This window comes from Secundilactobacillus sp. MJ173 (genome assembly GCF_059704265.1).
Genome location: NZ_BAAKGN010000060.1, coordinates 72,976 through 87,932, shown reverse-complemented (window position 1 = coordinate 87,932; position 14,957 = coordinate 72,976). Strand labels below are relative to the sequence as shown.

Sequence of the window (14,957 nt, the reverse complement as noted above, 5' to 3'; positions counted from 1 at the left end):
GGATTTTTCGTATCTAGAGGAAATAATCACATATGTGCTATTGTGAGTGTTGATGATCAACTTAAGAGCATTAATTTGGAGGTAAGGTAATGGAACTCAGTGATATTAAACGCGATATAAAAGCCATGACTAGTGAAATCGATGGCTTTGGGAGGTCTCTTTGACTTAGATGCCCTGAATGAAAGTATTTCGATCAACGAATCAAAAATGGCTGAACCTGGATTTTGGGATAATCAGCCTAGGGCGCAAAAGTTAATTGACGAGACCAATCAGCTAAAAGCAAAATCCGAATCATATCAGGATTTAAAAAATCAGTTAGGCGATGTTTCTGTGGCGGTCGAGTTGCTGGAAGAGGGACCAGATGCAGAGGTTCAAAGTGAACTGGAAGCAAATTTAGCCAAACTCAAAAAGAACCTGCAGCAGTACCGGTTAACGCTCCTCTTAAATGGCCCTTATGATGCTAACAACGCTATTTTGGAAATTCATCCAGGAGCAGGTGGTACTGAATCTCAAGATTGGGGTTCGATGCTGCTGAGAATGTATACGCGGTGGGCTGAACAGCATGAGTTTACTGTAGAAACTTTAGACTATCAAGCAGGTGAAGTGGCGGGAATCAGTTCGGTTACCATTCTGATTTCTGGACATAACGCCTATGGATATTTACGGTCAGAAAAAGGCGTTCACCGGTTGGTTCGAATCTCACCTTTTGATTCAGCTGGTCGGCGGCATACCTCGTTTGCATCAGTTGATGTTTTGCCAGAACTGGATGATTCGGTTAACGTCGACATTAATCCAGCAGATTTAAAGGTTGATGTTTATCGTGCTAGTGGTGCCGGTGGACAACACGTTAACAAGACTTCTTCAGCGGTTCGAATTACTCATGAACCAACGGGTATCGTGGTTGCCAGTCAGGCCCAACGTTCACAGCTTCAAAACCGTCAAACGGCGATGAATATGCTGAAAGCTAAACTGTATGAACGGGAAGAGGAAAAGAAAGCAAAGCAAAAAGCAGCGATTGAAGGCGAACAGTTGGATATTGGCTGGGGCTCTCAGATTCGTTCTTATGTTTTCCATCCGTATACCATGGTAAAAGATCATCGGACCAACTATGAAACTGGAAATGGTCAAGCAGTCATGGACGGTGATTTAGATCCATTCATTAATGCGTACCTGCAATATCAGTTGGAGCAAGCGAACCCCGATTGATGAGAGAAACGTCTAACATCTTTTTTAAAATTAAAGTTAGGCGTTTTTTCATACTGCCAAATTAGTTAATACCATATATCAAACATGCTATTGTGATTTCTGAAGCGTATCTTCAAGCAAGAAAGCGGGTCCAATAGGTTTATGCTATACTTCTTTTAGAAACTGATAATGAAAATGCAGGTGTTGATGATGACAATGGGATTATTAATATTAAGTTTGGTAGCTCAACCAGTCTGGTGGCTTGGACTAATATACGAATGGTGGACAGCTGATCGGCGGATTAAACAGGAACGACGAACTTTTGGCAGTGCGGTTTATTCTGACAAGTTTGAGGTGCGACATTTTGTTTTATTAAGCCTTTTTTGGGGGCTAGTGACGTCAGTGGTGTCATTTGCTGTGGGAATGACAGTGCCAATTAGTTGGTGGGTGTGCTATTCAGTCTTTGCACTAATTGCGGTTATTTTTGGTCTGGGTTCACGACTTCCAATCACCATTTTTGTAGGAACAGTGGTATTGTATGACTGGATCGATAAAGCCAGTTTTAGTCAACCAATTTTGACGCCGCTAAGACATTTTGGCTTCTCAAGTCAACCAGTCAATATCGCTGTTTTAGTGATTTTGTTGGCAGCAGTTTTATTGCTGCTGAGTAGCTGGCTAAAAAGGGCTGGCGGCCGATTTGCTTCACCCAAAATCTTTGCGCAAAAACGGGGCAAGCTTATTGCTGGCTATCCCTTTAACGAGCTGTTAGTCGTTCCAACCCTGATATTGGTCCCAGGAGATTTTATCAGTACACATTTGGCTTTTTGGCCTGTACTATCACTTGGCGATACGCATGTTACGCCGCTATTTTTGCCGTTACTGCTAGGACTGCACTTAACGATTTTCAAGCAGAATCCTAGGATGGCTTTTAAGCGCTTGGCAAAGTCTCTGTTAATCCTCAGCGTTTTGGTACTGATTGGTGGCGTAATCGCACTGCTGAATAAACCCGCTGCGTGGGTCATTTTGGGGTTAGCTTACATCGGTTACGTTGGCTGCCTATTGAGAGCACGGTGGCACGATCGACGGCAGTCATTTTGGTACTCTCAAGTCGATCACGGCGTGCGGGTATTAGGAGTTAAACCGGAAACACCTGCTGCCAAAATGGATATTCAAGTCGGCGACATCATCACTACTTGCAATCAGCAACCGGTACATTCCGAAACCAGCTTTTACGAAGCTTTATTGTCTGATCCAACCTATTGTCACCTTAAAGTTCAAACGCCGGAGGGTGATTTAAAAGTAACTGAAACCGCAATTTTTGACGGTTCACCGCATGAGATTGGAATTGTGATGTTTAAAGATTAGGAGGACCTTATGCAAAGAGTCTTAGTTGTTGATGATGAACCAGCAATTGTAACGTTGTTATCTTATAATTTGGAAAAGGCTAATTTTGAAGTGGATACGGCTACTAACGGTCCTGATGCAGTTCAGATGGCGATAAAAAAACACTTTGATGCAATTTTATTGGATCTGATGTTACCGGGTTTAGACGGAGTGGAAGTCACCAAAAAGCTGCGTCAAGAAAAAGTTGATACACCCATTTTAATGATTACAGCGAAGACGGATGAATTTGATAAGATATTCGGTTTGGAACTGGGTGCAGATGATTACATTACCAAACCGTTCAGTCCAAGAGAGGTGTTAGCGCGATTAAAAGCGGTTCTACGACGGACACAAGGAAAGACTGATAGAGAAAACAGGTTTAACGAAAATCAGCAGTTGCGTGTTGGTAACATTGTCATTGATCAGTCCACAGTGACCGTGACGGTGGATGGACGTAAAGTTAAACTGACGCCAAAAGAATTTGAACTGTTAATTTATTTAGTTAAACGACCCAATCAAGTTTTGAAGCGTGATCAGATGCTTGAAGGTGTTTGGGGATTTGATTATGCTGGTCAGACACGCATGGTGGATATTCATATTTCACATTTACGAGATAAGATTGAAACGGATCCTAAGCATCCAGTGTATTTAAAGACAGTGCGTGGTTTTGGTTATCGATTTGAGGTACCACAACATGATTAAACGGGTGAGTTTAGAGTATTTAGTCGTGTTAGCGATTAATATGCTGGTCTTTGTCCTAGTTGCCCAGTCACTGATGAATCAGCGCATCGTTGCCAGTACGTATATGCAATTAGTGGTACTAGATTTAGTTGTATCAGTGATTGAGGTGGGCCTTTTTAACTGGGTCGTTCGGTATCGTCAGCAGCCAGTAACTGCAATGACGCACAAGGTTGAAGCGATGTTAAAAGACGAAGAACCCGCTCATATTCTGTTGCATCAAGATAGCGATTATTACGAATTAGCTATGGCAATCAATCATTTGCAGACGCATCAGCAGAAGGTTCTTCGTGCCAAGGCACAACAGGGTGAGGAGCTACGGTTATTGTTATCCTACCTCCCCATTGGTGTCATGGTAATTGATCGTTACAGAAAAGTTGAAATGGCTAATTCAGCAATGGCTGAATTTTTGCAAACGGATATCAGCAGTCGGCGACATCCGTATACGCAGGATATTCACCAATTTGATTTGGTTTCTTTGATTGGTCAAGTTTTTACTAATAAGGAATCTCAACGCAAGGTTATCACGCTCCCAGGGATGCCAACTGAAAAACGGGTGGAAGCATCTGTGATTTATACGTCAACCTCAGAAGATTTCTTTCAGATTTTAGTTTTACTGTACGATGTAACGGAAATTTACGCGGTTGAAAAAATGCAAATGGACTTCCTATCCAACGCTTCCCATGAATTGAAAACACCCGTCACTGCGATTTCTGGTTTTGCTGAGACACTACAAGCTGGTGCGAAGGACGATCCCGAAACGTTAAATCAATTTTTGGATATTATCCAGAGAGAGAGTAAACGGCTGACTGAGTTGATTCAAGATGTGTTATCGATTTCTAGAATTGAATCGCAATCCATATCTCAACAGAAAATAACGGATATCGATATTTTTAATTTAGTTGATGAACAGTTGAGCACACTGCAGCAAATGGCGTCAGTTAAACACATTACACTGGTCAACCAGGTACCTAGTGGCGTTGTGCAGCGCAGTGATGAAGGCAAGTTAGTTGAAATTATCAAGAATTTAGTGTCTAATGCCATTAAGTATAATCGTGAAGATGGTTCAGTCACCATTGATTATGCAGTAACCCAGCATCAATGGACATTGAGAGTAACGGACACGGGTATTGGAATCGCTCAAAACGAGCAAGCAAGAATTTTTGAACGGTTTTATCGTGTTGATAGTTCACGTACGAAACAAGTTGTTAACGGTACCGGACTGGGATTGGCGATTGTATTGGAATTGGTTCAGTCTTTACAAGGACAGATTTCAGTTGAAAGTCAACGTGGCGTTGGCAGTGTTTTCTCCGTGTCGTTCCCCGTTAAACAGCAATAATAAAACGATTTTTGTTGGATTCTAGATATTCAGATTGTTGAATATTTAGGGTCCTTTTTGTCTAGATTGGGATTGGTATAGGGATAAATCTGGAATATTTACAGAATCTTTACAAAGAAATGTACATTACATTTACATTGTATCGATATACTAATTTTTGAAAGATGAAATGGGAGGCTTAAACATGCAAAAAAAGCGGTGGATTGAGTGCCTACTCTTGATTGGCCTGATTGTTCTAGGTGGTTGGGCGTATCAAACGAGGCAAGTAAATAAGTCAAACATGACCATTACGGCAGTGGGATCCACTGCTTTGCAACCGCTAGTTGAGGCTGCCGGTGAAGACTATTCAACTCATCACTTAGGCACGTTTATTAATGTACAGGGTGGCGGTTCCGGAACTGGCCTGAGTCAGGTTCAGGAGGGCGCTGTCGATATTGGTAATTCGGATGTTTTTGCTGAGGAACAAAAGGGGATTAAAACGGGTCGCCTTCAAGATCACAGGGTGGCGGTTGTGGGCATCACGCCAATCGTTAATCGCTCAGTAGGCGTCCATCAGTTAACGACGACACAGCTGATTAATATCTTTACTGGCAAAGTGCGCAACTGGGCTCAAGTTGGCGGTAAAAATCAAAAAATTGTCATTTTAAACCGAGCACAGGGCAGCGGTACACGTACGACCTTCGAACGGTTTGGTCTAAAAAATCGTCGCAGTATCGCAGCTCAAGAGCAAGATTCCTCTGGGATGGTTCGTCAGATTGTTGCCACTACTCCCGGTGCGATTAGTTATGTTGGTTTTTCTTACGTTGATAAGTCGGTGCAGTCAATCAGTATAGATGGTGTTGCACCAACGAATCAAAACGTAACCAGTAATAAGTGGACGATCTGGTCTTATGAACACATGTATACGGGTAAAAAGCCTCAACCTTTAGCCAAACAATTTATTAAATATGTTCAATCTCGACAAATTCAGAATTCACTGGTTCGGCGTTTAGGGTATATTAGCATGGCGGATATGAATGTTACTCGAGATGGCCAGGGAAAAGTACACAAAGTGGAGGCAAGTCATGAATAATAAATTACAAAAACAGCTTCTCAAACGGTCGAAGGCTGCGAAGCTGGAGCGATTGGGGAAAACGGTTAGTTTCCTGGCTTTAATGCTCATCACGGTAACCGTTTTTGCAATTATCATTTTTGTGGCTTCTAAGGGTCTTTCCACCTTTTTCTCTAATCACGTCAATGTCATTGATTTTTTAACTGGTAAAGATTGGAACCCTAACGTGACGAATGCAAAGGGACAGCCAGAAGTTGGCGCATTACCTATGATCAGTGGTTCTTTCGTCGTGACGATATTATCGGCGTTGTTAGCAACCCCATTTGCCATTGGGACCGCTATTTTTATGAATGAAATTTCGCCGCATCGAGGGGCTAAATTCTTGCAGCCAGTCATCGAATTATTGGTTGGCATCCCCTCGGTGGTTTATGGTTTTATCGGACTAACGGTTGTTGTGCCAGCTGTTCGCAGTGTTTTTGGTGGTAGTGGTTTTGGTATCTTAGCCGGTACCTTCGTTCTGTTCGTGATGATTTTGCCAACGGTGACTTCAATGAGTGTAGATGCGTTAAAATCAGTCCCACGGTACTATCGAGAGGCAGCTTTGGCACTGGGGGCCACGCAATGGCAGACCATTTATAAAGTGGTTTTAAGGGCAGCAACTCCCGGAATGTTAACCGCGATTGTGTTTGGCATGGCCCGGGCCTTCGGTGAGGCGCTAGCCGTTCAAATGGTTATTGGGAACGCTGCTTTGCTGCCAACCAATTTGGTTTCACCAGCCTCCACACTGACTTCAGTATTAACCACGGGTATCGGTAATACGGTCATGGGATCGCTGCAAAATAACGCGTTGTGGTCGTTGGCTCTGGTTCTGCTCACAATGTCATTGATCTTTAACCTTGTGATTAGAATGATTGGCCGGAAGGGGGCAATGTCTAAATGAATTCCAAAGTAAGCAATCGCATCGCCATTACAACCCTGTATGTCATAGCTAGCACTATCGTAGTGATCTTAGCAGCGTTGTTAGGTTACATTATTATTAGCGGCTTGCCTGCGCTAAGCTGGCATTTTCTGACGTCTCCCGCTAAAGCATTTAATGCTGGTGGCGGCATTGGCATTCAACTATTCAACTCGTTCTATCTACTGATTCTAACAATGTTGATTTCTTTTCCAATTGCGTTAGGTGCTGGTATTTACTTAAATGAGTACGCCAAACAAAACTGGGTGACGTCCTTAGTTCGAACTGCTATCGAAATTTTAAGCTCATTGCCTTCCGTAGTCGTGGGGTTATTCGGTTTCTTAGTTTTCGTGGTCCAGTTCGGTTTTGGCTTTTCAATTCTTTCTGGTGCCTTTGCCCTCACCTTTTTTAACCTACCACTGCTAACGCGTAGCATTGAAGAAGCGTTAGCTGCAGTGCCAAATGAGCAGCGTGAAGGTGGTCTGGCTCTAGGATTGTCAAAATGGGAAACGGTTCTCCACATCATCGTGCCCGCTGCGCTACCCGCTATTTTAACTGGTGTGATTTTAAGTGCTGGCCGAATTTTTGGTGAAGCTGCTGCGCTGATTTTTACTGCTGGTCAAAGCGCCCCAGCACTGAATTTTACCGACTGGAATCCGTTTAATATTTCCAGTCCGTTAAATCCAATGCGGCCTGCAGAAACTTTAGCCGTTCATATTTGGAAGATTAACTCGGAAGGAATCATGCCAGATGCCAAAGCAATTTCTTCGGGAGCTTCCGCAGTGCTTGTCATTTCAGTCTTAGGCTTTAATTTACTTGCCCGGTTTGTGGGTCACCGATTATTTAAGCGATTGACAGCAGGGTAGTCGTTTTGCTGAAAGTCATTATCAGGAGGTACGCAAATGTTGATCAATCCTTCAAGCCCGCGTTTGGATGACGGGTGGCTGGAACGAAATATCGTGGATCCCAGTCTCAAAAGCCAACAACCAATTGTGCTGGAAACACGTCAGCTTCATGTTTATTATGGTGATAATGAAGCCATTCATGAGGGAGATTTAAAATTTCCTGAACATCAGATTTCAGCACTGATTGGGCCATCCGGCTCAGGTAAATCAACTTATCTCAGGTCGTTGAACCGGATGAATGACGGCATTGCCCGCGTCAGTGGTGAAATTTTGTATCGCGGTGTGGATGTTAATCGACCAGAAATCGACGTTTACGAAATGCGACGACGGATCGGCATGGTTTTTCAACGACCTAATCCATTTTCGAAATCGATTTACGACAACATCACTTTTGCCTTAAAACGTCGCGGTGTGACAGATAAAAAGAAGCTGGATGAGATTGTTGAAACTAGTCTTAAACAAGCCGCTATTTGGGATGAAGTTAAGGATAAATTGAAAAAAAGTGCGCTTGCGTTATCAGGTGGTCAGCAGCAACGACTTTGTATTGCACGTGCCATTGCTGTCAAACCGGATATTTTATTGCTGGATGAACCGGCAAGTGCTTTGGACCCGGTTTCCACGAGCAAATTGGAAGAAACATTATTAACACTCAAAGAAAATTACACGATTATTATCGTGACCCACAACATGCAACAGGCCGCTAGAATTAGTGATTACACCGCATTCTTTAATATGGGGCGGGCGCTGGAATACGATGAAACGTCGCAGATCTTTACCAGCCCTAAAGTGCAGCTGACCAATAACTATGTTGCCGGGGACTTTGGCTAGGAGGACACCATGACTAAATTGTTAGAAACGCACGATCTTCACGTTTATTATGGCCAAAACGAAGCCCTTAAAGGGATTGATTTGACCTTTGAAGAAGGTGGCATTACAGCTTTGATTGGGCCTTCAGGATCGAGCAAGTCAACCTACCTGAGAACCCTTAACCGGATGAACGATTTAATTCCCAACGTGACCATTACCGGCACCATTAAGTTTCGTGACCAAGATATTTATGCACCTCAGACTGATCTAGTGACGTTACGAAAGGAAATTGGGATGGTATTTCAGCAACCTAATCCGTTTCCGTTTTCAATCTACGATAACGTTGCCTTTGGCCTAAAGTTAGCGGGTGAGAAGAACCGCGAATATCTTGATCAAGTCGTGGAAACAAGTTTGAAACAAGCTGCTGTTTGGGATGAAGTAAAGGATCATTTACATGAAAGTGCACTATCCTTATCTGGTGGTCAGCAGCAACGGGTCTGCATTGCAAGAGTGTTGGCAGTTTCTCCGCAAATTATTTTGCTGGACGAGCCGACGAGTGCCCTAGATCCAATTTCCAGTAGCCAAATTGAATCGACTTTGTTAAAATTAAGAACCGATTATACAATCATCACGGTAACCCATAACTTACAGCAGGCATCAAGAATATCTGATCGAACGGCCTTCTTTATGGATGGTGAAGTGATAGAAGTTGACGACACCAAGAAAATCTTCATGAATCCAGCGCGTAAGGAAACCGAAGATTATATTAGTGGCCGTTTTGGCTAAAACCTGAGGAGGGTATCAATGAGACGCTTATTTGATGAAGAACTAGATGAACTTGATAACGGGTTTACTGAAATGGGCATCTTGGTCAGCAACGTGGTGCAGCAGTCGGTTGATGCGTTTATTAACCACGACCGGCAGGCAGCGCAGGCAATCATTGACCACGACCATGATATTAACGAACGTGAGATTCAGTTAGAGTCCAAATCTTTTGAAATCATTGCGCTTTACCAGCCGGTGACTTCTGATTTACGGGAAGTGGTCACTATTTTAAAGGCTGTTTCTGATTTGGAACGTGCTGGGGACCATGCCCGTAATATCGCTCATGCAACGATTGAGGTTAAAGGTAATACCCGAGTCGCTGAGATTGAAACGCAGCTTGCCGAAATGGGACATTTAACCACTGACATGGTGAAGCAGGCCATTCAAGCTTATGTGGATAAAGACGAGGAAGCTGCCAAAGCGTTGGTGACAGTTAACGATCAGCTGATCGCATACCGGGATCAGATTATGCGTGCCAGTTATAATGAAATTGCTTCGGATGCAGATGTTTTAGTTGCTGCCATGAATTATAACAACGTGGCAGCTGATCTGGTTCGGATTGCCGATTATTTAACCAACGTTGGTGAATGGATCGTTTATCTTAAAACCGGTCAAATTGTTGAATTAAAATTAATGAAATAGGCTATTTTAAGGCTAGTGGTTGTCGAATGATAACTGCTGGCCTTTTTATGGAATTTACCGTAGAAGCACGATTGAATTGTCTATCTCCACTTGAGTGGGTATAATGATTCTAGTAGCAAAATTCAAGTTACTTTTGGATTCAGTTAGGTTTAAACAGCTCACTGACTTTGCAAGCGGTAGCTAGAAATGAGGTGATTTTTTGATGAATAGCAAACGCCGACTAACGCGATCGTCAAAGCGGATTTTGACCGGGGTGTTGGGCGGGATAGCAGCGTATTTTGGAATCAGTGCGACCTTGGTTCGCGTTATTTTTGTTATCCTGACGATTTATCCAGGCCACATCCTATTTGGCTTATTAGTTTACTTGCTGCTCACTGTATTGATTCCAGAGGATTCTGGGACAATGCATCACTCGACATTTTGGGGAATGGGGCAGCAATCACGTTCTCGAAAAGAACTCCATGATGTTACTGAAGAAGACACAGATAAAAAGTGAGTTGTCGATATGAAATTTTGGGTTCGAATTTTAATTAACACAGTGTTATTTATGGCACTGGCTGGTTTTTTAAGGTCAAGCTTTTACGTTGCTAGTCCGTGGGTTGCATTATTGGCAAGCGTGGTGTTATCACTTCTAAATGCACTGGTCAAACCATTTTTAGTGGTATTATCATTACCCATAACGGTGGTTACGCTAGGATTGTTTAGTATTGTGATCAATGGTGTGATGCTACAGTTAACATCAATGCTGGTTGGCAATGATTTTCACTTCAGTTCGTTTGGCACCGCACTTTTGGTTGCCATTTTAATGTCGCTTTGTAACGCAGTGATCTCCAATTATGTAGGTCGCGGGCACAGTAGTAATTAAGATAGTTAAAGTTAGATTTTTGCCTTCACAGTTCTCATTAAGACCGGATTCGGAAAGAAGGGCGAGCCACTACTGGCTGGTGTTAGCTAAACAGGTTTTGGATGAGGATAGTAGTTAAGTGGAGTTTCATAACATAACCCGATAGCTAACCGGGAAACTAAAGTGATAGCGCTTTAGTGAGCATGCATTCGATGTACCAGTAGTGGTCAATAATTTGGCAGAAAGTGTAACGGTTGCTGATTTAGTTAAAAACATCCGGCTCGATGTCCTTTACGGTGATGATCTTTTGGAAAACCGAAAAATTTCCACCAGTGACATTTCACGACCGGGTCTTGAGCTAACGGGATATTTTAATTACTATCCAGCTAAGCGGATTCAGTTGTTGGGGATTACTGAGACTTCTTTTGCAAAGGGTATGAGTCACGAAGATCTGTTATCAGTGATGAGGCAGATGTGTCAGCCTGAAACGCCGGCATTTGTAATTTCAACCCAACTAGAACCGCCAGAAGAATTACTTCAGGCAGCAAAAGAGACAGGTATACCGATTCTTGGGACTAAGATGACGACTTCCAGAGTTTTAAGTAATATGACTAACTATCTAGAAGGCAAGCTAGCTGAGCGGCAGTCGCTGCATGGCGTGTTGGTTGACATCTATGGTGTTGGGGTCTTGATCACTGGGGATTCCGGTGTTGGTAAAAGTGAAACTGCTCTGGAACTGGTTAAACGCGGTCACCGGTTAATTGCGGATGATCGGGTGGAAGTTTACCAACAAGATGAGCAAACATTGGTCGGTGCAGCGCCAGCAATTTTATCTCATCTCTTGGAAATTCGTGGTATTGGTATCATTGATGTCATGAACTTATTCGGTGCCGGAGCCGTTCGAAGCGAGACCGATATTGAACTAATTGTTCACCTTGAGGCCTGGACGCCGGATAAAAAGTTTGATCGTTTAGGCAGTGGTTCGGAAACTCAGAAAATCTTTGATGTTGAGATTCCTAAGATTTCTGTTCCAGTTAAAACTGGCCGTAATTTAGCCATTATTATTGAAGCGGCAGCCATGAATTTCCGTGCTCGCTCAATGGGCTATGACGCAACGAAAGTCTTTGATCAAAACTTAAACCGTTTGATCAAGAAAAATTCAAAGCATGAATAGATTAAAATAACTACAGTGAAAGTTAAGAGGTGGCACTTTTGCGGGGAATCCTTGCAGCACTTAACCCCATTGCGTTTTATTTGGGGCCGATACAGGTTCACTGGTACGGCATTATTATTGCCAGTGCCGTTATTATTGCGGTCACTTTGGCCGTTCGCGAAGGCGGTCGCCGAAACGTTGATTCCGATGATATATATGATATGATTTTGTGGGCGCTACCTGCAGCAATCATTGCAGCACGGATTTATTATGTGGCGTTTGAGTGGCCATATTATGCACAGCATCCAGCGGAAATTATTCGCGTTTGGGATGGCGGTATTGCAGTCTATGGGTCGCTAATTGGTGCCGGTATTGTCGTGTTTTTCTTCTGTCGCTCCCGTTTTATTCCGGTATGGTTGATGCTCGATATTGCTGCACCGACAGTCATCATGGCGCAGGGGATTGGACGTTGGGGTAATTTTATGAACCAAGAAGCTTTTGGTCAGATTACCAGTTTAAGTTTTCTTCAGGGGTTACACTTGCCGCATTTTATTATTTCTCAGATGCTGATCAACGGTGCTTATCGGCAGCCCACTTTTTTGTATGAATCTACTTGGGACATTCTAGGGTTCATCGTTTTGATGAGTCTGCGACATCGTCCAGGATTATTTAAACAGGGTGAAGTGTTCTTAAGCTACGTGATTTGGTATTCGTTTGGTCGGTTCTTTGTGGAAGGCATGCGGACGGATAGTTTAATGCTGTTTAACGTCATTCGAGTTTCGCAGTTGTTATCCGTGGTATTGTTTATTGGCGCAATTGGTCTCATGATTTATCGTCGGCGACTTGGTTCCCAGGTCTCAATGTATTTGGATGGTAATCCGTATTCAAAAAAAGCCAAGCAGGCTAAAAATTAAGGAGAAATTACTATGTCTGAAAAAATTGCAGTGTTAGGCGCAGGTTCTTGGGGAAGTATTTTGGCAAACCTATTGGATGAAAATGGCAGTGAAGTTTCACTTTGGTCATATAATCCCGATCAGGTTAAAGAACTCAACGAAAAACACACTAACACGCATTATATAAAAGATTTTACGTTTTCTGAAACCCTTAAAGCCTACTCAGATTTGAAGCAGGCATTGGAAGGTGCGACCACCGTACTGTTCGTTGTTCCTACTAAGGCCGTGCGCTCAGTTGCCGGTAAGACTAAAGCGGTGCTTGAAGAGTTGCACACAAAGCCACAAATTATCCACGCCAGCAAAGGGATTGAACAAGGCACTTATAAGCGGGTTTCAGAAATTTTAGCTGAGGAAATACCAGCTGATCTTCGGGCAGCCATCACGGTGCTGTCGGGTCCAAGCCATGCGGAAGACGTTGCCAAGCGAGATATTACCCTAGTTACGGCAGCTAGCACGGATTTGGATGCTGCAAAGCATACTCAGAAATTATTTATGAATCGCTATTTCCGGGTGTACACCAACAGTGATGTGATTGGTGTAGAAATTGCTGCGGCCTTGAAAAATATCATTGCTTTGGGTACTGGTGCCTTAAACGGTCTTGGCTATGGTGACAACGCTAAAGCTGCGTTGATGACTCGTGGCCTCGCTGAAATTTCACGGCTTGGTGCTTCATTTGGCGCTAACCCGCAGACTTTCACTGGATTAGCCGGTGTCGGCGATATTATCGTCACTGGAACGAGTCAAAATTCCCGGAATTATCGTGCAGGTGACGAGTTAGGGAAGGGTCAAACGCTGGAAGAAGTGATCGATACTATGGGAATGGTGATCGAAGGGGTTGCAACGACTAAAGCTGCTTACGAATTATCCAAACAGCGCGGCGTTGAAATGCCAATTACCGAAGCAATCTACCAAGTTCTATACGAGGGTAAAGACATTCGCAAAGCAATTTCAGACTTAATGATGCGTGAGGGTCGTTCAGAATTTTAACAACAGGTTGCTTGTGCGCAATCTTATTTCTCGACAAACTTACAAAAAGATAGTAGACTAGGTTTCGTCTTTGAAACTACAAGTATTTAAATAAACACTCAGTGTCGCACTTGTTGCGCTTGAAAGGGGAAGTAGTATGGCTAAACAGTATGATGTAATTGTAATTGGTGCAGGGCCTGGCGGGATGACCGCTGCGCTTTATGCATCCCGTGCCAACTTATCAGTCCTCATGTTAGATCGCGGTATTTATGGCGGTCAGATGAACAACACTGCGGCAATTGAAAACTATCCTGGCTTTTCATCGGTCATGGGACCAGATTTGGCCGAGGATATGTACAAGGGTGCCACTCAGTTTGGTGCCGAGTACGCATATGGCAGCGTAGAATCCGTTGAAGATCATGGTGCTACCAAAGTGGTGACTACCGACACGGATACCTATGAGACTAAAGCAGTGATTATTGCAACCGGCTCAGAATACCGTAAATTAGGTGTGGCTGGTGAAGATACCTACGGCGGGCGTGGGGTTTCATACTGCGCGGTTTGTGATGGTGCCTTCTTTAAAGGTCGTGAAGTGATCGTGGTTGGCGGTGGTGATTCTGCCGTTGAAGAGGGACTCTACTTAACACAATTAGCTTCTAAGGTAACCGTTATTCATCGCCGTGATCAGTTACGTGCGCAAAAGATTCTCCAAGATCGAGCGTTTGCAAATGATAAGATGAACTTTGTCTGGAACAGTAATGTTGAGGAAATCCTTGGAGACGACCAAAAGGTTACTGGCGTTAAAGTTTTGAATAATCAGACTGGTGAAGAAACCACTATTGATGCTAGCGGCGTGTTCATTTACGTTGGTATTTTACCTAAGACTGAGCAGTTTACTGATCTTGGTATTACTGACTCGATGGGTTGGATTGAAACGAATGACCACATGGAGACCAAGGTTCCCGGAATCTTCGCCATTGGTGATGTTCGGGTTAAAGACTTGCGTCAAATTACGACTGCTGTTGGTGATGGCGGTATGGCTGGCCAACAGGTGTTTAAATACATTGAAGCATTGGCTGACAATGGTGCCGTTGTTAAATAATTGATAAATTGGATTTTAAGGGAATGGTCATTGGCCATTCCCTTTTTTAGTTGAATAAAGTCGTAAATCTGATGAGTTACTATATAATGAAGTAGAACTGTTAATTAAA

At 43.3% G+C, this 14,957-nt stretch carries 16 protein-coding genes; all 16 read left to right on the top strand.

Annotated features, from left to right (window positions below; all coding sequences use genetic code 11):
* The first annotated feature begins 89 nt into the window (after positions 1–89).
* The 16 genes from prfB to trxB all read left to right on the top strand — a co-directional run bounded on the left by prfB (position 90) and on the right by trxB (position 14,848).
* Positions 90–1,206, top strand: a protein-coding gene (gene prfB, locus AC6H04_RS09455) for a peptide chain release factor 2 (protein WP_497571427.1) whose coding sequence is annotated in 2 segments (ribosomal slippage) — positions 90–149 and positions 151–1,206 — 1,116 coding nt in all. Because the reading frame shifts where the segments join, the coding sequence is not laid out codon by codon here.
* 189 nt (positions 1,207–1,395) lie between these two features.
* Positions 1,396–2,550: a PDZ domain-containing protein gene (locus tag AC6H04_RS09450; protein ID WP_497571426.1), complete on the top strand. Its 1,155-nt coding sequence runs from the start codon at positions 1,396–1,398 to the stop codon at positions 2,548–2,550.
* A 9-nt stretch (positions 2,551–2,559) separates the two neighbouring features.
* Positions 2,560–3,270 (top strand): response regulator transcription factor, encoded by a 711-nt coding sequence (locus AC6H04_RS09445; RefSeq protein ID WP_497571425.1) that lies wholly within the window; start codon positions 2,560–2,562, stop codon positions 3,268–3,270.
* Complete coding sequence (gene pnpS / locus AC6H04_RS09440) at positions 3,263–4,645, top strand: two-component system histidine kinase PnpS (protein WP_497571424.1); 1,383 nt, start codon at positions 3,263–3,265, stop codon at positions 4,643–4,645. Before AC6H04_RS09445 ends, pnpS begins: the two co-directional genes overlap by 8 nt.
* 184 nt (positions 4,646–4,829) lie before the next feature.
* Positions 4,830–5,717, top strand: a complete 888-nt coding sequence (locus tag AC6H04_RS09435; protein ID WP_497571423.1) for a phosphate ABC transporter substrate-binding protein PstS family protein — start codon at positions 4,830–4,832, stop codon at positions 5,715–5,717.
* Positions 5,710–6,636 (top strand): phosphate ABC transporter permease subunit PstC, encoded by a 927-nt coding sequence (gene pstC / locus AC6H04_RS09430; RefSeq protein WP_497571422.1) that lies wholly within the window; start codon positions 5,710–5,712, stop codon positions 6,634–6,636. Before AC6H04_RS09435 ends, pstC begins: the two co-directional genes overlap by 8 nt.
* The gene (gene pstA, locus AC6H04_RS09425) at positions 6,633–7,517 is read left to right on the top strand and encodes a phosphate ABC transporter permease PstA (protein WP_497571421.1); all 885 of its coding nucleotides are present in this window, start codon (positions 6,633–6,635) and stop codon (positions 7,515–7,517) included. Before pstC ends, pstA begins: the two co-directional genes overlap by 4 nt.
* A gap of 90 nt (positions 7,518–7,607) precedes the next feature.
* Positions 7,608–8,384 carry a phosphate ABC transporter ATP-binding protein PstB gene (gene pstB, locus AC6H04_RS09420; RefSeq protein ID WP_497571477.1) on the top strand — a complete coding sequence of 259 codons (777 nt, stop codon included), beginning with the start codon at positions 7,608–7,610 and terminating at the stop codon, positions 8,382–8,384.
* Positions 8,385–8,393: 9 nt separating this feature from the next.
* The gene (pstB, locus tag AC6H04_RS09415; RefSeq protein WP_497571420.1) at positions 8,394–9,149 is read left to right on the top strand and encodes a phosphate ABC transporter ATP-binding protein PstB; all 756 of its coding nucleotides are present in this window, start codon (positions 8,394–8,396) and stop codon (positions 9,147–9,149) included.
* Between the two features lie 18 nt (positions 9,150–9,167).
* Complete coding sequence (gene phoU, locus AC6H04_RS09410) at positions 9,168–9,830, top strand: phosphate signaling complex protein PhoU (protein WP_497571419.1); 663 nt, start codon at positions 9,168–9,170, stop codon at positions 9,828–9,830.
* A 202-nt stretch (positions 9,831–10,032) separates the two neighbouring features.
* Entirely contained in the window at positions 10,033–10,326 is a 294-nt protein-coding gene (locus AC6H04_RS09405; RefSeq protein ID WP_497571418.1) for a PspC domain-containing protein, read from the top strand.
* Between the two features lie 9 nt (positions 10,327–10,335).
* Positions 10,336–10,695, top strand: a complete 360-nt coding sequence (locus AC6H04_RS09400; protein ID WP_497571417.1) for a phage holin family protein — start codon at positions 10,336–10,338, stop codon at positions 10,693–10,695.
* Between the two features lie 214 nt (positions 10,696–10,909).
* On the top strand, positions 10,910–11,848 hold the full coding sequence (gene hprK / locus AC6H04_RS09395; RefSeq protein ID WP_497571416.1) for an HPr(Ser) kinase/phosphatase: 939 nt from the start codon (positions 10,910–10,912) through the stop codon (positions 11,846–11,848).
* A 38-nt stretch (positions 11,849–11,886) separates the two neighbouring features.
* Positions 11,887–12,741, top strand: a complete 855-nt coding sequence (gene lgt / locus AC6H04_RS09390; RefSeq protein ID WP_497571415.1) for a prolipoprotein diacylglyceryl transferase — start codon at positions 11,887–11,889, stop codon at positions 12,739–12,741.
* A gap of 12 nt (positions 12,742–12,753) precedes the next feature.
* Positions 12,754–13,767: an NAD(P)H-dependent glycerol-3-phosphate dehydrogenase gene (locus AC6H04_RS09385; protein ID WP_497571414.1), complete on the top strand. Its 1,014-nt coding sequence runs from the start codon at positions 12,754–12,756 to the stop codon at positions 13,765–13,767.
* Positions 13,768–13,903: 136 nt separating this feature from the next.
* Positions 13,904–14,848 carry a thioredoxin-disulfide reductase gene (trxB, locus tag AC6H04_RS09380; protein WP_497571413.1) on the top strand — a complete coding sequence of 315 codons (945 nt, stop codon included), beginning with the start codon at positions 13,904–13,906 and terminating at the stop codon, positions 14,846–14,848.
* Positions 14,849–14,957: the final 109 nt, after the last annotated feature.